The organism is Coleofasciculus sp. E2-BRE-01 (assembly GCF_040221695.1).
In the GTDB taxonomy this organism is placed as follows: Bacteria; Cyanobacteriota; Cyanobacteriia; order Cyanobacteriales; family Coleofasciculaceae; genus Coleofasciculus.
Map to the genome: position 1 here is coordinate 13,297 of NZ_JAVKEA010000088.1, position 21,640 is coordinate 34,936.

The 21,640-nt window shown below is 44.8% G+C and carries 19 protein-coding genes and 2 pseudogenes; 8 read left to right on the forward strand and 13 right to left on the reverse strand.

Annotated features, from left to right (window positions below; genetic code table 11):
- The first annotated feature begins 79 nt into the window (after positions 1–79).
- Positions 80–3,310, forward strand: a complete 3,231-nt coding sequence (locus RIG66_RS10730; protein WP_446377839.1) for a patatin-like protein — start codon at positions 80–82, stop codon at positions 3,308–3,310.
- Positions 3,311–3,375: 65 nt separating this feature from the next.
- Here the strand turns inward: RIG66_RS10730 and RIG66_RS10735 are convergent, their stop codons facing one another.
- Positions 3,376–4,020 (reverse strand): hypothetical protein, encoded by a 645-nt coding sequence (locus tag RIG66_RS10735; RefSeq protein ID WP_446377841.1) that lies wholly within the window; start codon positions 4,018–4,020, stop codon positions 3,376–3,378.
- A gap of 107 nt (positions 4,021–4,127) precedes the next feature.
- Between RIG66_RS10735 and RIG66_RS10740 the strand changes: the two genes are divergently transcribed.
- Both RIG66_RS10740 and RIG66_RS10745 read left to right on the forward strand, forming a co-directional pair.
- Positions 4,128–5,336, forward strand: coding sequence for a MarR family transcriptional regulator (locus RIG66_RS10740; RefSeq protein WP_446377843.1), 1,209 nt, complete (start codon positions 4,128–4,130; stop codon positions 5,334–5,336).
- A gap of 44 nt (positions 5,337–5,380) precedes the next feature.
- Positions 5,381–6,223 carry a mechanosensitive ion channel family protein gene (locus RIG66_RS10745; protein WP_446377930.1) on the forward strand — a complete coding sequence of 281 codons (843 nt, stop codon included), beginning with the start codon at positions 5,381–5,383 and terminating at the stop codon, positions 6,221–6,223.
- A gap of 275 nt (positions 6,224–6,498) precedes the next feature.
- On the opposite strand, the gene RIG66_RS10750 is transcribed toward RIG66_RS10745, so the two are convergent.
- The 6 genes and pseudogenes from RIG66_RS10750 to RIG66_RS10775 form a co-directional block, all read right to left on the reverse strand.
- The gene (locus RIG66_RS10750; RefSeq protein ID WP_446377845.1) at positions 6,499–7,755 is read right to left on the reverse strand and encodes a cation:proton antiporter; all 1,257 of its coding nucleotides are present in this window, start codon (positions 7,753–7,755) and stop codon (positions 6,499–6,501) included.
- 126 nt (positions 7,756–7,881) lie between these two features.
- On the reverse strand, positions 7,882–8,952 hold the full coding sequence (locus RIG66_RS10755) for an N-acetylmuramoyl-L-alanine amidase-like domain-containing protein (protein ID WP_446377847.1): 1,071 nt from the start codon (positions 8,950–8,952) through the stop codon (positions 7,882–7,884).
- Positions 8,953–9,371: 419 nt separating this feature from the next.
- Positions 9,372–9,869, reverse strand: a complete 498-nt coding sequence (locus tag RIG66_RS10760) for a hypothetical protein (protein ID WP_446377849.1) — start codon at positions 9,867–9,869, stop codon at positions 9,372–9,374.
- Positions 9,870–9,875: 6 nt separating this feature from the next.
- Positions 9,876–9,995, reverse strand: a pseudogene (locus RIG66_RS10765) (DUF2887 domain-containing protein); the annotation flags it as partial.
- Between the two features lie 359 nt (positions 9,996–10,354).
- A pseudogene (locus RIG66_RS10770) lies at positions 10,355–11,687 on the reverse strand (P-loop NTPase fold protein).
- 74 nt (positions 11,688–11,761) lie between these two features.
- Positions 11,762–12,661 (reverse strand): sugar phosphate nucleotidyltransferase, encoded by a 900-nt coding sequence (locus RIG66_RS10775; protein WP_446377851.1) that lies wholly within the window; start codon positions 12,659–12,661, stop codon positions 11,762–11,764.
- 73 nt (positions 12,662–12,734) lie between these two features.
- On the opposite strand from RIG66_RS10775, the gene RIG66_RS10780 reads away from it, so the two are divergent.
- Positions 12,735–13,316, forward strand: a complete 582-nt coding sequence (locus RIG66_RS10780; RefSeq protein WP_446377853.1) for a DUF1802 family protein — start codon at positions 12,735–12,737, stop codon at positions 13,314–13,316.
- Between the two features lie 240 nt (positions 13,317–13,556).
- A complete protein-coding gene (locus RIG66_RS10785; RefSeq protein WP_446377855.1) occupies positions 13,557–14,549 on the forward strand; it encodes an RluA family pseudouridine synthase in 993 nt (330 codons plus the stop codon).
- Here RIG66_RS10785 and RIG66_RS10790 read toward each other — a convergent pair.
- Positions 14,546–15,295 (reverse strand): phycobilisome rod-core linker polypeptide, encoded by a 750-nt coding sequence (locus tag RIG66_RS10790; RefSeq protein ID WP_446377857.1) that lies wholly within the window; start codon positions 15,293–15,295, stop codon positions 14,546–14,548. The two genes, RIG66_RS10785 and RIG66_RS10790, sit on opposite strands and share 4 nt — an antisense overlap.
- A 241-nt stretch (positions 15,296–15,536) precedes the next feature.
- Positions 15,537–16,211, reverse strand: a complete 675-nt coding sequence (locus RIG66_RS10795; RefSeq protein ID WP_446377859.1) for a hypothetical protein — start codon at positions 16,209–16,211, stop codon at positions 15,537–15,539.
- Between the two features lie 236 nt (positions 16,212–16,447).
- Here RIG66_RS10795 and RIG66_RS10800 point away from each other — a divergent pair, with 236 nt between their 5' ends.
- The 3 genes from RIG66_RS10800 to RIG66_RS10810 all read left to right on the forward strand — a co-directional run bounded on the left by RIG66_RS10800 (position 16,448) and on the right by RIG66_RS10810 (position 18,506).
- Positions 16,448–17,407 (forward strand): orange carotenoid-binding protein, encoded by a 960-nt coding sequence (locus RIG66_RS10800; protein WP_446377861.1) that lies wholly within the window; start codon positions 16,448–16,450, stop codon positions 17,405–17,407.
- 95 nt (positions 17,408–17,502) lie between these two features.
- Positions 17,503–17,829, forward strand: coding sequence for a hypothetical protein (locus tag RIG66_RS10805; protein WP_446377863.1), 327 nt, complete (start codon positions 17,503–17,505; stop codon positions 17,827–17,829).
- A gap of 350 nt (positions 17,830–18,179) precedes the next feature.
- Positions 18,180–18,506 (forward strand): chromosome segregation ATPase, encoded by a 327-nt coding sequence (locus tag RIG66_RS10810; RefSeq protein ID WP_446369125.1) that lies wholly within the window; start codon positions 18,180–18,182, stop codon positions 18,504–18,506.
- On the opposite strand, the gene RIG66_RS10815 is transcribed toward RIG66_RS10810, so the two are convergent.
- The 4 genes from RIG66_RS10815 to RIG66_RS10830 form a co-directional block, all read right to left on the reverse strand.
- Positions 18,503–19,120, reverse strand: coding sequence for a HEAT repeat domain-containing protein (locus RIG66_RS10815; protein WP_446377865.1), 618 nt, complete (start codon positions 19,118–19,120; stop codon positions 18,503–18,505). The two genes, RIG66_RS10810 and RIG66_RS10815, sit on opposite strands and share 4 nt — an antisense overlap.
- Positions 19,121–19,328: 208 nt before the next feature.
- The gene (locus tag RIG66_RS10820) at positions 19,329–20,111 is read right to left on the reverse strand and encodes a HEAT repeat domain-containing protein (RefSeq protein WP_446377867.1); all 783 of its coding nucleotides are present in this window, start codon (positions 20,109–20,111) and stop codon (positions 19,329–19,331) included.
- Positions 20,112–20,509: 398 nt separating this feature from the next.
- Positions 20,510–20,998 (reverse strand): phycocyanin subunit alpha, encoded by a 489-nt coding sequence (locus RIG66_RS10825; protein ID WP_446377869.1) that lies wholly within the window; start codon positions 20,996–20,998, stop codon positions 20,510–20,512.
- A 78-nt stretch (positions 20,999–21,076) separates the two neighbouring features.
- Complete coding sequence (locus RIG66_RS10830; protein WP_446377871.1) at positions 21,077–21,595, reverse strand: phycocyanin subunit beta; 519 nt, start codon at positions 21,593–21,595, stop codon at positions 21,077–21,079.
- Positions 21,596–21,640 lie beyond the last annotated feature (45 nt).

Here is a 21,640-nt window from a genome sequence, read left to right on the forward strand (position 1 = left end):
TTAACCGTAATATGGTATGAATTAGGAAATATCCCGGTCAAACACTGTTGTACCACTAACATCAAGACGCGATCGCACGATGCCTACCTCTAGTCACCCCCTCGGAAAACCTGAATTTCGTCGCGAACATCGCTTAGGACTCGTCGTGTATGGTGGTGTTTCTCTCGCCATCTATATGAATGGCATCTGCCGCGAATTCTATAATGCGGTACGGGGTCGAGGTATCTATAAACTGATTAAAGCCCTAACGGATGCGGATATTGTTGTTGATATTCTATCCGGAACGTCAGCCGGCGGAATTAATGGTGTGTTACTGAGTTACGCCCTTGCCAATAGCACCAAAGACACAGTTGTTGACTTTAAAGAATTTGGGCAAATTTGGCGTGAGAGTGGGAATATCCGCGAACTAATGCATCATCCCTCAACCCAAGAAACCCAACGGGAGTCGGTTTTGGATGGTGCAGACTATTATCAAACTGCCCTAGCCGAAGCCTTTGAAAAAGGCATTTATAATCGCACGGATGCGCCAGATGGGGAGTGGGTATCTGAGTTGAATGAACTCGATTTATTTGTCACAGGAACTGACATCCTGGGACGAATTTACCAGCTATTTGATGATACAGGTCGAGTCATTGAAGTCAAAAATCACCGCCAGATTTTTCACCTCAAGCATCGTCAGGGACGTCACGAACCCTTTAATCCGGATAGTGACCCAGCGGATTTAAATCGAACGCCAGAACAAACTTATCAATCCCTGGCAAAACTTTGCCGAATTACCTCATGCTTTCCCGTGGCATTTCCAGCGGTTAATGTTGGCTTAAATAACGATGCCAATGACATTGATCAGCGTCTGATTCGATGGGGACAATTGGAAAGCCGTGACTTACCAGAACAACGACCGCCAGATGGTTATCAACTCCATTTTATTGATGGTGGAGTGTTGGATAATCGCCCCTTTAGTTACACAATTAAAGATATCTATTTTCGCACCGCTAACCGTCCTGTCGATCGCAAGCTGATTTATATTGATCCCAATCCCGATCGCTTCTTGGCAAATCCTAACTTTAATTCCATGGCGAAGCCTAGCACCTGGGACGTGCTTCAGGATGCGTTAGTTGGACTCCCGACGTATGAAAGCATTAGCAACGATTTGGAGTTAATCCAAGCCCAAAACGATAAAATCAGCCGCTATAACAGCATACTCGCTAGTGTGGAAGCACCCGATCCATCAACTCCTAGTATTTCCCACAAAATTACCGTCAATGAAGAGATTTACCTCCGCAGCCGCCTGATTGGTTTGCGCGATCGCATTCTCCCCCTGATTTTACGCATGGATCGACAGCAAACCATGGCTTCAGGGACAGATAAAAAAGTCATTTTAGATAAAACAGGACAACAGTTAATTGCGGGTATCATCAGCCCAACCAACAGTCAAGATAAAGATATAATTCTTCAACAAGCTAGTCAGCATATTCGTAATCTGGATATAGACTATGCGTTGAGGAAGCATTTCTACATTATTGATAAGCTATTTCAGCAGCTTGAGAAAACAACCGAAATCGCTGAATATAATAAGCAGCGATTACTCGTCAGTCGGTTAAATCGACAACTTAAACTGCTAGAAGTAATCCGCTTTACCTTAGATACATTACTCAGTCATCCGCAGGTTAGTGAATCTTTCTACAGTTTACTGGAGCAAAATTTAGAAAATTCTGATCCGGAATTTCAACAGCAGTGGCGCAAGCAGGTTTATGATCGTCTCTTGCGTTTGCACCGCTTTTTCTTTGATGCGGATGGTTTAAATGACCTGTCTCCATCAGGCTTAGATCAAAATCGCCTGGAGTTCGTTCCCGCCAACTTTTTTAAGACATTGCCCACCGCTGCGGAACAGTTAGGAGTAGCATTAAATCAGCTTCAAGAAAAACAGATTAACTGGTTACCGCAAAAACAGATTTCTAGTATTATTGCCCAATTCCAGCAAAAAATTCGCCAACTTGATGATGATCCATCACTGCTAAACCGTATTTGGTCGGATCAAAAATACAAGGATAGCGATCCAGAAAACTGTAGTCAACTGTTTTGCTCCATTCTTCATCAAATTAATCAGGCATCAGAACGGTTAATTCAAACCAGTAAACTCAACGATTCTGAGGATATTATTAATCGTTACCAACAGTTTTGTGACTTAGATCGGGTACTCTATCCCTTTGAATATTTAACCAATCTTTCTGAAAAAGATATAATTGAAACAATTCGCTTTAGTCCCGATGATGCTCAGCTAGGGTTAGGGAAGGGAAAAACATTAGATGATAAATTGGCTGGGGATACCTTACAAGCTTTTGGCGGATTTTTCAAAAAATCCTGGCGTTCCAATGATATGTTGTGGGGGCGATTAGATGGACTCAATCGTCTTGTTGAAGCCTTAGTGACTCGTGAATCATTGCAAAACTTTTCAATTTTTTTGGCGCGACAAACCCAAGAACAAGGATGTACAGAAGATGAATACTTAGAACAACTGGTTCAAGACTGTTTCCCCGATACCACAACCAACACTCGTCAGAAACTCAAATCCCATCTTCACTTATTAGCTGATCCAAATCTGTCTGATGCAGCGATGCATATTATTTTAGACGATCTGGTTTTAGAAGGTCATCGCTCAATTTTAATGACCGACTTAGAAACAGTGATTGAAGATGAAATCAGCGAACAACTAACCTGGAATCGCCAACGGGTTAAACCCACTGATCCTGATGATATGGAACGATTACTGGCTCAACTCGGTGATCAACCACCTAGCTATCAACCCGTTCCAGGTTATTTTGAGAAAACGGTGAATACTCTAGCGGCAGCAAAATTAGCCAAAGATGCTATTGGTAGGTTCTCTCCCCAAGCCAAAGAAGACTTCTTTCGCAATCAATACCGGATTGGTAAAGAAACCATTTTAAAAGATATTCCCGGAATTGTGCTGGCAAATCTTGCTACTCGTGCGGCTTTAATCCTGCGAGATATTATGATTACGACTCTAGGAAAACACCGTGCCAAGAAACTTCAAGGGCTTTTAAGTTATCAATTTGTGAATAAGTCATTACAACTTGTCTATTGGTGGTTACAATTGAAAAGTCCCACCGCGTTTCAGAGTCGCAATTTTATCGGTAAGCGACCGCTAATATTAGTTCTTCAGGTACTACTCCTACTCACTGCCATTATCTGTGTGGTAATTACTGTCTCTAATTCACCTATACCTACCGCCGTCGCCCTCATTGCTATAGTTTTGTTTTGGTTGCTAGGGTATGCGTGGAAAAAGTCTTAATTGTCATTTGTCTTATGTCATTTGTTAAAAAGAATAGAGACTTCCATTTTAAAATTCATGTCATGTTATGAATGCCGATTTTGTAATGCTCTCATTTCCTGCTGCACATCCACAACAATCTGTAACGCCTCATTGAGTAAACGTCCATGTTCCGTCGCTTGGTCGCTAACTTGTAACGCTGTTAATGCCATGAGGTTATTATCAAATAATTCAGAATTGCATTTGATAAACTTGTCATTTTCCCTCAGAATTCGTTCAGTTTTTAAGGCTCGAATAATATCGTCACGGGTTAGCCGAAGTGCCTGAATAACTTGTCCCCGATTTGTTAACGCCACACCCGGATTACCAACGGCTTCAATTTTGTCATTAATATTAATGGCTTGAATCACTCGATTAAATCGGTTTACATCTTCAAATAGTCGAATTAAATTCTTGCATTTACGGCTAATGGCAATTTTGCGAATATCGTTGAAGAATAAGGTGATGGCAAGAATGGAAGGACTCGCAATTAACAACTTAATATGTTCCGGAAAAACCTGGAGAAGTACAAACCCTGTTAAACTAATCAGGATAATAACCAAAAGGGTTTTCGTAATCTCCGCGATAAATTTAGGCAGAGTCGGTGGTTTCAGGACAGTATCAACACTTACTCCACTCAAATGTTTGAGTTCTCCTTTGGTAATTTTTAGTCCCTGTAAGTCAGGTTGCATTTTAGGTATGATAGTTTGACTCTAGCGATTCGGGCTTGGCTTAATCAGTGATACACCTAATTGTATCTTCCTCTGTATTAGCACATCCTACCTACTGAAGAAACCTGATGACTCATTCTTTAGTTCACTCAATTCGGCAAAAGTTCCAGTCGTGGTTTACCCAGGCGCAAGCCGCAGTAGCAATCGAGGATGAAGAGGTTGAGTTGCCCGATGGGATTCAGACTCAACTGGGGCAAAAAATCCAGGCACTCCCCTGTTCTCAGGTTTATCAAACCACAGTGCAAGAGGCGATCACCGCTGGGGTTGAAAACTGGCAACGTCACCTGGATGTCGCCAATAGTTTGATCATTTTGGGCAGCCCCGTAGAACCAATTGCCAAAATTTTGAGCGATAGTCTGCAAACCTGGCACAATCCCCCTGTAGAGGTATTCACACCTCTACCTTGGCGAATGCGCCCTCATGATCCATTAATCATGTCTCAACAAATTCAGCAAGCCCTGCAAGGCTACCCACAGATTGGTGTTAAAAATCCTAAGGATATTGGCGATCTGCTTGAGGCAGACTCCCTGGCTGATCGAAAAACATTGATGATGATTCCCTGTCTGGATCAATGTTTTCTGCGCTGTATTGGGGGTTGGAATAGCATTGAATACTTACGAGACATGGTTATTCATAATCGCAATTGCTTTTGGGTTATAGGCTGTAACCATTGGGCTTGGGATTTTCTGGATTTTGTGTGCCAGATTAGCGCCTATTTTAGCGAAGTGAAACCGTTACCGGAACTAGATGGAGCGATGATTCAAACCTGGTTAAACCCGATTGCCAAAACGATGGTTGAACCAGAAGCGATAGAAGACTCAGAAGATAATCTTCGTCAGGCTTATTGGAGGACTCTTGCTAGTCAATCCTCTGGTGTCAGTAGTATTGCCTTTGGCGTATGGCTAAATAGCTTACGAATCAACCGCGATCAACTAGAGGATGGTAATTTATCTCAAATGAACTTGAGCGAGACAGCGACAACCAACAAAACCCGTTTTACCTTACGTCAAACTAAACCCACATTGCCTAGTTTGCCATCATTAACGGGGATTGACCGCTATTTACTTCATTCGTTGCTAATTCATGGGCAGATGAGCCATGTCCATCTTGCCTTGAGCTTGGGTGAACCCGAAAGCCAAATCCAAGCTCGGATTCAGGGGTTATTGCGAGCCGGGGTACTAGCTAGCAGCAATGGCATGCTATCAGTACGTGCTGCCCATTATGCCAAGCTGAAAATTGAATTGACGAATAATAACTTTTTTGTTGGCGAGGATTAACCATGAGTGTATCGGGTTTTGAGCTGATCAGTTTTGTTCAGGCAATGCCGGCGTTATTGGCACAAACCGAGGCATCGGAAACCTTACCGCAACAAGTTCTTACCAATATTACACTGCAAAAAATTTTTCGTTCTCTCGTCGCTATTTTGATCGCTTATGGGAGCATGTTTGTCATTCAGTCGCTCACTAGCTGGATTTCAGAACGAGTTCCCCGCCGCTTTCGATTATTGATCAAACAATCTTTGCCCTTTTTGAAAGGGTTGATTTTGATCCTAACGTTTTCCTATCTCCTGAATCTGTTTCTGAACTTGTCTCAGGAGAACCTCCTCGCATTGACAGGTACGATCGCTATTGCCCTGGGTTTTGCCTTTAAGGATTACGTGAGTTCGATCATTGCAGGAGTAGTTGCACTGTTTGAAGCTCCCTATCGAGTGGGCGATCGCATTCAAATTGAAGAGCATTACGGTGAAGTTGTGGGCTATGGTTTGCGTGGAATTCGACTCCAGACTCCTGACGACAACATTGTCACTATTCCCCACAACAAAACCTGGACTGAAGCTGTCTCCAATGCCAACAGCGGAGAGCTAGAAGCTCAGATCGCCACTGACTTTTATTTTGCTCATACTGTAGATGCTGAACAAGTCATCCAGATTCTGTACCAGGCAGCTTACAGTAGCAAATATACGCAGCTAAAGCTCCCCATTGTAGTTGTCATGCAAGAACAAATGTGGGGGACTCAGTTCAAGCTGCGGTCTTACCCAATGGATGCCCGCGATGAATTTATCTACAAAACCGATCTGATTCGCCGTGCCAAGCAAGCCTTTGCTCGCCAAAATTTACCTTACCCAAAGTTATCAGGTATCCAAAACAATGACAGTTGCTCCTGATCAGCTAAAGTTTAAATTTGTCCGGTGAGGGCTTGAGGAACAAGTGAAAATCCTGGCTCTCTTAGACTGGTTATGGCAAATTAGCACAGTCTAGAAGAGCGATTTGAATTTTTCTTTTATGTCCTAATCTTAGTGCGTAGTGCTATACAATATACAACCCGTTTTAACGGGTTTTAGCTTTAAGCCAGAACTTTAGTTCTAGGCTTAATTATAGGGAGCATTCTAACAAGCTCTTTATAAAATTAAACCGAGTCTATGTTTAAAATATTATTCCGTCAATTACTTGAATTTTTCTTCTGAATAATTTGCTCATACCACTTCATTAAAGGAGTTGCACTAATTCCATGTATAACAATGGATGTTACAACAGTTATAGAAGTTATCCAAGCAATTCTTGCACCCAATTCCCCCTCTAAACTCTTGCCAAGAGCATAGGAAAGATAGTACAGAGAGCCGACTCCTCGAACGCCAAACCAACCAAATAGACAACGAATAGCTGGGTGAAACCGTGAGCGAGGTGACTGAGAAAAACCTAAGTTAGTCGTGCTAATCCAAGCACCTAAAGGTCGGATGGCAAAAATTAATAATCCTGCAATTAGAAGGGCTTCGCCACCAAATTCGAGAATTGGCTCAATTCGCAGCAGGGAACCTAACAACAGAATCGTTCCCACTTCCATCAATTTTTCAAGTTGTTCGGTGAATTCCAGTTGAGAAAGTCGCCGATTAGGATTAGAATGACTCCGCTGTACCATTAACCCAGCAACAAATACCGCCAAAAATCCGTAACCGTTAATGACTTCTGTTAGCGCATAGGTGATTAAAATAATGCTGAGACCAATAAAGTCCTCCATTAACACATCAATAGAGCGGAAGTTTTGGAGCTGCTGCTTAATCCACATAACTCCCTTTCCAACCAAAATACCCATGGCAATTCCAGCCGCGATCGCCCAAATCAAATCAACAAAAATCCATTGTGTCAACCAAGTTTGCCAATTGTCGTTTTCTAACCAATGAATTCCAAAATAGACAAAAGGAAAGGCTAACGCATCGTTCAATCCCCCTTCAGACGTTAGACCAAATCGCAACTCATCTCTATCTCCTATATGTGCCAATTGGACTTCGGATGCCAACACCGGGTCAGTTGGTGCGAGAATTGCCCCCAACAAAACAGCCGCTCCCCAGTTCAGATTCAATAACCAATGGCTAATTGCTGCTATGGCAAAAATTGAAATCGGCATAAGAAAAGCGATGAGCCGAATTGTTGATTTCCAAGCTCTTAGTCTCAGAGGGCGATTCATTTTTAAGCCGCAACTAAACAGAGAGACAATCACCACAAATTCTGTGATGCGCTCCAAAAATTCCGTTCGGATCTGAAGTTGAATCAGATTAGCTCCATAAGGACCAAGACAAATTCCCACAACTAAGTAAATGAGAGCGTAAGAAAGAGGTAATCGCTTAATCCAGCCTGAACCTATTGTGACCAACAGGAGCAGTAAGCCAATGACCAACAAGGCAAGAATATAGATATCCACAAAAGTAATACCTTATTTAACAATGGGAAAGGCTTTCTAAGACGACACGGAAAGGCGATACTTTAATCCGTCTCGATGTATCCTTTTAGAGTTCCTGGTATTCATATCAGGGAGAGGTTAATTCACTCACTCACTAACGCCAACCGGACGAACGACTAAAATACCGATCGCGTGCTTGATCTTGCCTACATACTGCTGTAAATCTTGGGAAATTGTCACCTCTCCAGCAGGTGAGGCATGAATCAAACGAATTCTACCATCTGGCTGGCGATCAATGAATCCGGTATGGGTGACATCTAATCCCGCAATAGTCGTAGCGATGCCAATAATATCTCCAGATTGTAGCTGATCATAGCTGTGGTGAATTTGCTCGGTGGGAATATAGTTTAACGGAACAGCATTAAGCTGATCTTCCATCTCTAAAATACACTGGTAATTTGCCTGATTATTCACCAGTTGAGGATAACGGTGGCGGTGGGTACTCATGAAATTAAGCCGCTTATTTAACGAGATTCCTCCCAGCGCCTGGGTAATATTGGCTACGGTTCCCCGTTTCTCGTTATCCTGAACCCAAGCCGAGAAATAATGCAAACGGCTACAATAGCCATCGAGTTGACCATTCTGATAACGCTGATCGCGAAGATGATTGACAAAGGTGGGATAGGAATAATCCTGTTGTGCTACAGTTCGTGCGATCGCGAGTACTGTTTCCACAAATAGCACACAGTCAAATGCCTGAAGCGTTACCACCAAGTTTTCCTCTGGCGATTGGTCTAATAAGCCTGCCTTATAGGGTGTCCCCACAAATCGGTGTGCGATCGCCTGTATAATATCCGTCATCGGTTGCTCATGCAGGTGCTGGGCAATTACCCAGTCCATAATGTGCTGGAATTGTTCCCTCTCCTCTGGTGCAGGATTCATCGATTCTGAGACAGTAACATTTGAAGTATCGGTCAGTAACGTCTGGGAAGGGGGAAACATCAAGTCAGAATAATCTATCAGTTCCTCGTTCTCTGCTTCCCAGACGTAGCAAGCGGCGTCTCTACAGACTTCCCCACCTCCTAGAGTATCCTCCGAACGAGTTGCCGCTTGACTAACTGAGATAGAATCATAGTCCTGAGCTTGAAAGGCGATATCTGACGTAAAACCGCCAGAAATTGCCAATCCCACAAAAGCCCAGCCAAACATTGTTCTCATTATTCCTCCTATTTCCCCGGTTTAGAAGGGTGGGTTGAGTCAAGTTTCTCAATTAAGGTTATCGGTAAAATCCGCCCCTACCCCCCTCCCTCACAAGGGTAGGTTTTTTAAGATTGGGGTTGAGGTAAGACAAGGTAGACAGGTAGACCATCACTTCGACTTCGCTCAGCGACCGTAGACAAGGAAGAGTGAGAACGAAAAATAGGGCGTTTCGGCTTTTAGAAGTTAGTTTGACCGAACCGAATTCTGTACGGTTTTCCCCCCTTGTCTTCTTTCCTTCCTTGTCCTCCTTGTCTTGTCCCAACCCTAAAATAAAAAACCTACACCTGTCAGAACGAGGGGGGTGGGAGAAGGGTTTAGGGGATGAGGGGGAAAATGTCACGGAGTAGATAGACACAGCTTAAAACCTTGCCAGCCTACTACTCAATCGCCTGTTGTAGGATTGCTTTATTCACCGAAGCCTCAAAAGTTTCCAGGGATGCAAGATTCGTCGCCAATAATTCCTCTACCCTAGCCGCCACCTTCCCAGAGACAAGATCACGCCAAGCCTGACGCTGTAGGGAATGTCCATCTTGCTTACACCATTGTGCGATCGCCTCCGATAAATCTTCTATCGTATTGGGTAACGGTTCAATCAACGCAGCCAACTCAGCCAAGTCTTGCGGCGAAAAGAGCGATCGTTGATCCTGTAACAATTCAATAAACGCCACAACATTTTGTTCATAGAAAAATTGTGATGCTTGTTGAACCACTTCCACCGACAAATCCAATCCTTCAGCAATCATCTCCACACTCAAACCCAACTGCATCAGGCGGGGTATGGAGTTTAACTTTGTTTCTTGTCTGCCTTCTGCTAACCCTTCTTGCTTCGCTTCCTGATAAACTTTAGTTTGTTTGAGTTCACTTAACCCGAACATAGCTTGTATCTCCTCTCGGCTTTTTTGCGGTAATTTGTAAACGATGATTGTCTCGATTAAATCAATCAGATTCTGTTTAATCGTCTCATCAGTTATCTGGACTAGGGCAGACGACCTAATCGCACCTGTGGATGTAGCTGACTTTTCACGGGAAGTCTACAAACTATTGTAGAGACGCGCCATGGCGCGTCGGGGCGGGTTTAGTTACATCTGGGTGCAACCGAAAAGATAGTCGTGAAACCCGCCCCTACACAATTCACACTCACGTTGCACCAGATACCGTGAAAAGTCAGGTGGATGTAGGGGCGACCCGCCTGCATCAATTAACAGACCACTCCACTCAATTAGGTCGGGTCGCCCTTTATTCAATAATTAGGTGGACTCGCTTCGCGAGAAGCAAGCTACGTCATTCGTCATTTGTCCTTTGTAAAAGTTTGAGTCTTTTGGGCAAAACAAGCATGGGCGTACTGTTTTCTTTTGTCCGACTACTTACAACAAAAACGCTGAAACTTTTCCGTTTCCCTTAAAACTGGATTCACCGCAAACCATTTCCCTTGTTCGTCTTGATATTCAAATACAAACAAACTCCGTAAAAGGGTATCATGTCCCTCCTCCCCACTCACATTTTGTTGTTTCACCACATCTGCTAGTAATTCCCATTCATCATCAGTAATTGCCGAGACTAAACGATCCCGATTGTTGCGAATCGCCCGTTCTATTGTATTTCGTGATAAGGGTGTATCTTCTTCTTGGAGACAGGTATAAATTATCCCCAATAAGTTTCGCACATGACCACCACTCATTCGACATAATCGATCTAAGGTTTCTGGACTATCAAATACCTGTGTAACTAAATCAAGTCGCGCTTCAGGTTCTATCTCTGGAAACGCCCTAGCTAATACCAATTGCCGAAATAAAGCCATTCCCGCTTGATTATCCTGCACTATCGCGCGATCGCACTGATACCATGGGTAAGACTCTCGGCGCTACCCCACCGCCAAATCGATTCGTTAAAGCCTGATAATCATTGGAGAACATCAACGTTAAAGGAATGGTATACACGAGATGACAATTTAGCCGACGTAACTGTTCACCGCGATCTACAAATAAGTATTCCGGTTGCGTGCGTCCACCATCATTACGTCGATCTTCCACCCGATCCAAATTATCAACAATTACCACTAATCCTTTCTTTCCTTGGTGTTGCAATTCTTGATTTGCCCGCGCCAAAATTTCTTCGTTTAACGACTCTAAAATTCCACTGGTGCGCGGTTCTAGGTACTGACGTAAACGACTTCGTAAACTTGGACTTGCTTTCGTTTTAGCGGTAATTTTGCCCAATTTCATCGGTAAGGGCAAATTCGCTTCGGCAGATAATTCCAGTGGTGTCTGCAAAAAATCAACCATTTCTTGCCAGCGATCGGCAAAATACCTCGGTCTAAGCTGAATTCCTACTTCTGCCAAGCTTTCCGTCACCTGACGGATAATTGCCAATAAAATATCACTAATATCCACATCTGCCATATCCAAGTCTTGAGTAGACTCAAAATAGACGACATGAAAGCCTTGTGTCTCTAAGTCGGCTTGTAAGCGACGTAACTCCGTAGACTTACCACAGCCAATATGTCCCGTAAACAACTGACAAGTCGGTTGATTAAGACGCGAACGTAAACTAATTGTTCGTGCCAATGCCTCAATAATCTTACCACCCCGAACTGAGGCAAAATCAATATAATACTGCCGATCTTCAGGATTCGCGATCGCGAGGGTTTTACTCGGATCGCAGGCGTCAAAGAATCTCAAAAAATCTAATTCCATAAGGGATTAAATTAAAGACTTAAACAAGGAAACTTAACCGAATGAAGGGCTAAAGCCCTTACTACGAACTCGAACTACGAACTGCGATAGTCCTGACCAAAATTGATTAACGTCTGTCGATAAAACTCTGGCATTCCGGTATCAAAATATTGTCCTTTGACCCAATATCCCATCAATCCATCCTCTTGGCGTAATGTATCCAAACAAGTGGTTAACTGAAATTCACCTTTATAACGCTGATTCTGGTTAATACTGTCAGCCAGAATCTCAAAGATTTTCGGCTTGAGTACATACATGCCAAAAATCCCTAAAAACTTATCCTCCGCCATCCCTGCAACACGCAGGTGCGATCGCGCATAGTCCAGATCCGGTTTTTCACAGACTTGTGTCACCGTTAAAATAGAATTCATCTCCTGCCAAACCCCAGTCACACAACCCGCTTTATGGATAATATCGGCAGACATTTCTGTCAAACCAATCACACTTTGACCCGTTTTTTCATAAATTTCTAGAACCTGACGAGAACAAGGAATTTCGGTATCGGAGGTATAAACATGATCGCCAAGTAACAGTAAAAAAGGCTCTTGATTCACCCAATCCTTCGCACAAAATACAGCATGACCATAGCCCTCTTGCTCATCCTGGGTTAAGATAGTAATCTGCTCTCCTAACTCTTGCAGATACTGACAATACTCCTGATTGGCATCAGAGAGTTTGTCCCAGAGTGCCTGTTTCGGGGGAGTTTTAAAGAACGCCTCAAAAATTGCGCGATCGCTCGGTTGCACCACAATCCCGATTTCTTCGATACCACCGCGCCTTGCTTCTTCCACAATCGCCAAAATAACTGGCTTCGTTCGCCCATCGCGATCGATAATTGGAAATAGTTCTTTTTTCACCACCTTTGTAGCTGGAAACAGGCGAGTACCAAATCCGGCGGCGGGAATTACGGCTTTACGAACAATCGAGTTGGACATGAGCTAAATTAAATTATGAATTATGAATCAAGATAAGACAATCTATTTTAAAAATTAGTTTTAATCGTTGCCAATGCCATTAACAACCACAAACACACTCAAAGAATGGGCGGTTGCCGTTGATGCCTTAGAACAGGGTAAGACGATTATGCTACTGCGTAAAGGCGGCATTCGGGAAGAAAACAATCGCTTCCACGTCACTTACAATCGGGTTTTACTTTATCCTACCTACGAACATCAACAGCCTCATTTACTCAAACCCGATTATGCCTCTCAGGTAACACCTGTCGCCTCAGGTTGGCATCCGCAAACGGTACGGATTGGCAGTTGGGCAACCATTACCGATATTTTTCAAGTCAGCACTCAAGCCGCAGTAGATGCCCTGCTACCCTACCACATCTGGAATGAACAATTTGCCAGTGGGCGTTTTAAATGGAAGCCACTTCAACCGTTGTATGTCCTCCTACTACGAATCTACAAGCTCCCCTCGGTTCAACGTCTACCCTATTGTTCTGAATACGGCGGCTGTCGTTCTTGGATTAATGTAGCTGAACCTATTTCTCTAGACGGTGCTGTACCCGTTGTTAATGATGCCAACTATAGCCAGCAAACGGCACAAATCCGTCAGATTCTAGAGTCAGGGTGTAGGGTGTAAGCATGAAATTGTTCAAGATGCTCAAAAACCTAATAGTTCGTAGTAGGGGCTTTAGCCCCTAATTTCTTATGTTTTTTGGCTCTTCTAGAAAGGAAGCTTCATCGTTAGTGAGAAAGGATAACCTGGTGGGTTACGGCGGACATAAGATTACAGAGTTTGTTTCTCTATTAAGTATCGCCTAACCCACCCTACGGGTTAAGGTTAATTTTGGTCTATAGCACGAAATTAAGTCAAACAAGCGTGAAAGAAATTAATTTATACAACCAAGAGAACAGTGATAGACTCGATCGCTATCTTGCTCAACAATTACCGGATTTGTCGCGATCGCGTATCCAAAAACTGATTGAAGAGGGCAATGTACAGCTTAACCATAATCTCTGCACCTCTAAAAAAGCCACCATTCAACCCGGAGACTCTATCCACCTAACTATACCCGATGCCAAACCCTTAGACCTAAAACCAGAAGCGATTCCCCTGGATATCCTCTATGAAGATGACCAAATTCTGATTGTCAACAAACCCGCTAACTTAGTCGTGCATCCCGCCCCTGGACACGAAAACGGCACACTTGTCAATGCCCTGCTTGCCCATTGCCCCAACCTAGCTGGAATTGGGGGTGTTCAACGTCCCGGAATTGTCCACCGTTTAGACAAAGATACCACCGGTGCGATCGCGATCGCCAAAACAGACCACGCCCACCACCACCTACAAGCCCAACTCAAAGCCAAAACCGCCCGTCGGGACTATCTTGGTGTCGTCTATGGTTCTCCTTCCACCGAGACAGGCACAATTAACCTGCCCATCGGACGCCATCCGAGCGATCGCAAAAAAATGGCAGTCGTTCCCCTAGAAAAAGGCGGACGCTCTGCAATTACCCATTGGCAGATTAAAGAACGCCTTGGTAACTATACCCTAATCCACTTCCAACTGGAAACCGGACGAACCCATCAAATTCGCGTCCACACCGCCCATATCGGACATCCGATTATCGGAGACCCCGTGTATAGTAAAGGTCGAGATATCGGCGTCAATCTCCCTGGACAAGCCCTTCATGCATGGCGACTACGATTACAGCATCCCAATGCAATTGCCCGTCCCCTCTCTCCTAACCAAGGAGACCAGAGGACGGACAATAAATCTGGGGACTGGATTGAGGTTATTGCCCCACTCCCCCCAGCCTTTAGCACACTCCTAACCGTACTGCGGCGGCGTGCTTCATCCGCTAATACCTAACGCTTAGGTACACGGGACATGTAATCGATATTCTGGGCAGACAGGCGGGGCAGCGGATTGGGTTTGGCATTAACTCCCCGTGCCATATCCAGGAAGTTCGTAGGATCACCGGCTTTAGCCTGCTTGTCTTGCGGGACAAAACGGCGTACTTCGTTCTGCCAAATAATTTGGGGGAAGCCCAATTTAGCACGGTAGTAGCCGTCGTAGCGCGGTGATTTAATGTTAAAGGGTCTTTCACCTTGACGACGACCAGGCAATACACGACGCCGTTGATAGGGAACGGTGTCATAGCCAAAGTTGGTCAGGTACTCTTCGCTGTTGAGTAGTTGATCAACGAAGCCCTTAATTCCCTTCGTCGCCACGACGATAGACCAAGCAATTTTTTCGCGTTCGTTGTAAACATCGCGCCCCAGTACCCGTTGCACGCATTGTTCAACAAAGCGATAGTTGCTGTTTTTCTCGTAGAAGCTGTTGTAGAAGGTTTTCGACAGCAGCAATCCACGAATGAAATCCCGCACGGTTAGTTGACCATTGCGGAGTTGGGATTCCAAGAACCGTTCCCGATCCCAAGCAAAGGCATAGAAGAAGATCTGACGGTATGCCGCTTCGATCAATTCATCCAAGTCTGTGCCGAACAGGATGTTCTCAGTTGTATAAATCCTCGGTTGCTCATCCCCCGGTACTTCATAACCAGCGACACGCTGATTTTGACTTACCGGAGTGTAGCCTAATAAAGGTAGCGCCACGTTTAAATCTCCGTAATCTTAGAAAATCTTACAAACCTTAACTTTCAACTATATAACAGATTATGTAACCTTCTTACAAAATTCGTCATTTGTCATTCGTCATTTGTCATTTGTCATTGGTTATTTGCTCCCCCAGCTTCCCCGGCTCCCCCGGCTTCCCCAGCTTCCCCAGCTCCCCCAGCTCCCCCAGCTCCCCCAGCTTCCCCAGCTCCCCCAACTCCCTCATCTCCCCTGTTCCCTCCTAAAAGTAACCCATCCAGAACGCCAAGGGATTTGCCAGGGAACGACAGTGGGGCCAATTTCGCAAATAGTTTTCTAAATCAGGTTGCCAGACTGGAGGTCTTAATCCAAGTCCTAAGCAAAGATGAGACAAAACTTCAAAAAACCGCCGATCATGACCGGGCGATCCTACATGAGCATGGGCATATTCATGCACAACGATACCTAACCAATCTGGCGGTGCTGTTCGTCCCACATCAACGAGGATGGTAACTGGATTGAGGAGAATGTTACAAAAGCCATCAATCCCATATTCTTGGGCTAATGGCGCTGCCCCGATCTGGATCGGACGACGTAATTCTGGATGAAAACAATCATGACAGGCATTGAGACAAGAATTGAGTTCAGCGTTGACGGTATCAATGTTGTAGCCAATCCACGTACAGATGCGATCGCGTACCCGATGATTATCGCTGATATCCACCATACGTGGCTCTAATGCTAGCTGACGTACAGATTCTAGGTACTCATAGCCACGTACCAAGGGTTCATTTCTACTCTGGGATTTTCTTACCCCATACAGACTCAAATTGTCTCGCTGCTCAAACATGTCATAGATTCTAACTGTTAACGAGGTGACAAGCAAGCTGAAACCACGACTAATCAGGCTTTCAGGACTGTACCCCGATGGAGACATTTTGACAGATTCCCCAACAACGATAGATAAGCCTGATCAAAATGATAAGCATTAGTTGCTGAAAAAAAACTGCCAAAAAAGATACAAAAAACTCGAAATATATCTTTACATTTACCAACAATTTGTTAATATTGTTTGTAGTGAATAAATTTTCTGCCTGCCTCCAGAGAGTCCAAAACGGCTCAGGGCAAGCGCTGACGTAGTATTCTGATAATTACCTAAACAGGAGATCCTGAATGCCTTTTACCATTGATTCAGCTCGTAGTATCTTTCCAGAAACCCTAACCGCTGATGCTGTGCCAGCTACGATTGCCCGTTTCAGTCAACTTAGTGCTGAAGATCAATTGGCATTGATCTGGTTTGCTTACCTGGAAATGGGCAAAACCATCACTATTGCTGCACCAGGAGCCGCCAGTATGGTGCTTGCAGAACCAACCTTGAATCAAATTAAGCAAAAGTCCTTCCAAGAGCAAACCCAGATCATGTGTGACTTGGCAAACCGCGCCGACGCGCCGATTAGCCGCACTTATGCCAGTTGGTCGGCTAATATCAAGCTTGGCTTTTGGTATCAGCTCGGACAATGGATGGAACAGGGAACAGTCGCGCCTATTCCCGAAGGCTATCGCTTATCCGCCAATGCCACCGCCGTGCTACAAGCCATTCGCAACCTTGACCCGGGACAGCAAATTACGGTGCTGCGGAATGCGGTTGTGGATATGGGGTTTGATCCGAGTAAGCTGGATAGCAACAACAAGGTGACTGAGCCGATTGTTCCGCCTAAGGACATGTCTCAACGGACATCGGTGGCGATCGAGGGGGTTGACAACCAGGCGGTGTTAAGCTACATGAATTACATGAATGCCAATGACTTCGACGCCCTAATCAAACTGTTCACTGATGATGGAGCGCTGCAACCTCCATTCCAAAGACCGATCATTGGTAAAGATGCCGTTTACCGCTTCTTCCGGGAAGAATGCCAAAATCTGAAGCTGTTGCCGGAACGAGGGGTTTCTGAACCGACAGAAGAGGGGTATATTCAGATCAAAGTCACAGGTAAAGTTCAAACGCCTTGGTTCGGTGCCGGAGTAGGAATGAATATGGCGTGGCGATTCTTGCTCAACCCTGAGAACAAAATCTACTTTGTGGCAATTGATTTATTAGCCTCGCCGAAGGAGTTAGTTAACTTGGCTCGCTAAAGCCATCCTGAGTAGGGGTAAACTATAGCAAGTTGTAAATGATCGAGCGAACACTCCCTGCTCCTATTGATTGGGAGTGTTCGTCATACTGGATAATGCAAGTAAACGAAATTGTTTGGTCTGAAGTAGAGCAGCAAATCGCCAAAGATGCTTTTGAGAAAGCCTATCAACGAGAAACGAATGCTTTGATCGCACAGGTGCGGGAATACGCCAGTGGAATTACTGAACTCAATGAGGTTTGGCGTCTGCACGATTTTTTGAGTGCAAGGCGGCACGATATTGATGGCAAGTACGACTACGATTATTCCGCTCTCCTGTTTCTTTTCGCTAGGTTAGTTAAAGAAGAGTGGCTAAAACTGGAAGATTTGAGCGGTCTAGATCAGAGTAAACTGGCTAAAATAAATGCCTTGGCTCGGATGTAACCTTCCGCACACTGAATCAGGCTCTCTTGCCCTTAGTGTGAAAAAATCCCAATGTTGCTGATTGCTTTCTGAAACTATTGATCTGAAAGACTTGTCCTATAATATTTTCAGCAACAATAAGCTTTGCTTATAAGCCAAAGTGCAAGAGAGCCTTTTGGGTGAGTAAAAATAATAGCTTTGCAATAATTCTCAAATGGCATCCATTCTGTTGTTTTGTTCACAACCGAACAGCAATTGCGTTTGGTTTTATGATTTCCCCTCAACTCCCCGTTTGCTATAATCTTCCTGAATGGTTAAACCCGGAAACCCGGATATCTTAAGTTAGCAAACAGAAAGGACTTTTAGTCGTTTTGGAATTACCACCAATCAAACCTATCAAGCCACCTGAAGAACCGCCGCCTATTCACGGTAATTGGTACTTGGTCAATGTTCGCCACAAGAAACGTGATTTATTTTTGAGATGTCTGAATGTTGTTATCAAACAAAATAATCTGGACGATTTGATTTTAGCGGTTGAAACTCCTGATGATTCAGTGTACGAAGATATCGTTTTATTAAATTTGGCTAGCTTTAAAGCCGTGCGACCTCACATTCAAACGATTGAGTCCTGTCAGAGAATTGAACCGAAACCATTGCCACAAGCACAAGTGAGTCTAATGTTGGCAGCTAGCCGCTAGACGCTGAATTGTAACTGGGCGATCGCACGATTAAGTCGTGCTTGTACCACCCGATCCGACTCTTGAGTCAACGCCTGCTGTAAGGGAGGCATAACTTCTGGTTGGGCAATATCTTGTAAGGACGCGATCGCAGCATAACGTAGCGCCCAATCCTCTGGTGTCAGTAACGCCCAGGTCAATTTGTCTATGGCTTGACGAATAATCGCTGCATCCTTGGCTAAACTGCCAATTCGCCCTAAGCCGCGTGCAGCGACGCGCCGGACATTTCCTTGACAGTGATTGGCGACGGATGTGCCAACAACGTCCTCTAACAAACTCAGCGCCTTTGGATCACCAATTCGCGCTAAAGCCTGAATGATGTGGGCTTGCACTGCTTGGTCACCAGAGGCTTCAAAGGCGGCAATTAAAGGATTAACACTGGCTGATCCCAATCCCACTAACCCGTCTACGGCGGCGGCTGGTACAGCCGGATGATGATGACTTAATGCCCCAATTAAGGCTGTAATTACATCATCGCTAGCACGCTGCGGGTGAGCGACTAACTCATGAATCGCTTCTATGGCTTCGTTAGGCGTAACCGCTTGTTTTAATTTTTGTCCGTTGTTATTTGTCATTGGTCATTGGTCATTGGTCATTGGTCATTGGTCATTGGTCTTATGTACAGTCGGGGCGGGTGTAGGGTGCGTTAGCGAAGCGTAACGCACCATTTCAAAAGATAGTAGTGAAACCCGCCCCTACACAATTTCCCCCATCTGACACACCGAGCGAAGTCGAGGTGTTCCCCCATCTCCCCCATCTTCCCCATCTTCCCCATCTCCCCTGCTATAGCTGAATTAACAACTGATCAATCGTGTCCATCAGAAACTGGCATTTATCCTGCTGGTTGGTTTCGGCGTCCGGATCACTTTCTAAGATGGCTTCTAACATTCGCTTGATATTCAGCAGCTTTAAACTATTCGGCACCTTCGCCTCAATGATCGCTTGCGCTGCGGCTAAATGACCGATCGCGCCTAGGTCAAACATTGCCGCCCAGCGCAAATACATATTGGGATGATCCAAATTCTGAATGATCCGCTCAATATATTGCGGCTCTTTTGTCAATAGATATAAATACCGAGCTGCCGCACATTGAACCCGTTCCGACTGATGGGTTAAAAAGGGTTCAATCTGGGGACGAGCTTGCCAAACTTCTAACGTCCCTAATGCTTCAATCAAAGCCTCATAGGGTTGCTCGACTTCAGTGTTTAGCAGATTCAGCAAGGGGGAGATAGCTGTGCGATCGCCAATTGCCGCTAAAGCCTGAATCGTTGCCTCTCGAAGGCTCAGATCCGGACAATCTAAGGCAGCAATTAACGCAGGTACAGCTTGGGGATTTTTTAACTCACCCAATGCTCGCGCCGCCTGACGTCGCAAGGGATATCCACCCGCTTGAGTACGATAGGCTTCATCTTGGAGAGCTTCACATAGCACCGTCCACGAGTCCTGTACTTTATTCTTACCCAACCACCACGCGGCATAATAGCGCAACTGATTATCGTCTCCGTTTAAGGCTGCGATCGCCGTTTCTGCCGAACTTATGGGTTGGGGGGGAGAAGCGGTAGTCATTTATACAAAAATTCGTAACCCTAAATCACTTTCTATTTATATTAAGTAGGCTGGTGGAAATAAACGCAACTATATTAAGTTATGTGAATAGACCTCAAACCCTTACATAAACAAATGACAAATGACGTAGCTTGCTTCTCAAGGGTAGCGAGTATGACGAATGACAAATGACGAATGACAATCTCAGCCGTTAACTTTTATTATCCCCACCTACTTATACAAGATTCGGGTCTGATTGATAGACAATAACTGCTTATCGCCTATCCCCCAGACCCGATACAGGCTAGTACAAGGGAACTCAAGGAGAGCCTACTATTCAAACCCGCTTGTGGCTTGTGTAGATCTGTTCTCAAACATCTCTACTGAATGCATGACTTCCCAGGTAGCCTCAATCATTTCTAGCTCAAAGCATTGATGGCATAGTTGAGGTAAATGTTCGCTTCACCTGCAACATCTCCCGATAAACCATGATTGTCACGGACAAATTCGAGAGCCGCCACGTACCAACTGGACGACAAACCGAGAGCCGCGTTGAATTCTTTAACACCAGCAATCACATATTCATCCAGTGGACCCGTTCCACCGACTACGCAGCAGTAGCTGATGACGCGCAAGTAGTTGTTAATATCCCGCACACACTTGGACTTGCCTTCTGGAGTCGAGGCATATTGGGGTCCTTCCATTTGAGTGGTGTAGGGGAATTTCTGATAAACATGATTAGCCGCGGCTTCAGACCATGCCTCACCATTATCAGTAAACGCTTTGGCAGCATCCAGACCCGCCTTCGCCCGACTGAAACGACCAAAAATGGCTTGCATTTCAGTGTTAGTCGGATAAGAACCGCGCACGTCAGCAGAAGCAATCGCCTCGGTAATTGGGGTTTTCATGAGTATCTTTGTTCTCCTAAATGATTGACTTGGTTAAGTTGTCAGATTTAATTGTCAAAAAGCCGTTTAAACTCGACCTTAAGCAACGGCTGCTGCTGCTGTATCAAAGTAGCCTGCTAACTCAGACATTAGAGCGCTGCAATCTCCTTGGGTAATGCCATTGGGGTCATTGGCAATAGCGATCGCGGCATCTTTCATCTTGCCAATCCCGGATGCTACGGCATCTCCTGGTGTTCCTAGCGCTTGGTAGGTTTCCCGCAGACCATTGAGACAACGGTCATTCATCACACTGGCATCTCCTGCCAACATAGAGTAGGCGACATAACGGAGAATAAAGCCCATATCCCGGATACAAGCGGCATGGTTACGATGATGGTCACAAGCACCACCGGGAGCGAAGACTTGGGGACGTTCAGCCACTAATTCTCGGTACGCATTAGCGACGATCATGGAAGCGTTACTGGTGAGACGGTTAACCGTATCTAAACGCTTATTGCTTTCTGACACCATCGCTGAAAGTGCGTTGATTTGATCGCCACTCAGATAGGCACCACTTTTATCGGCTTGCTCTACGACTTTGGAAAACGCATCAAGCATTTTAATTAATATCTCCTAGCTAAACGTTGTTTGAATCATTGATCG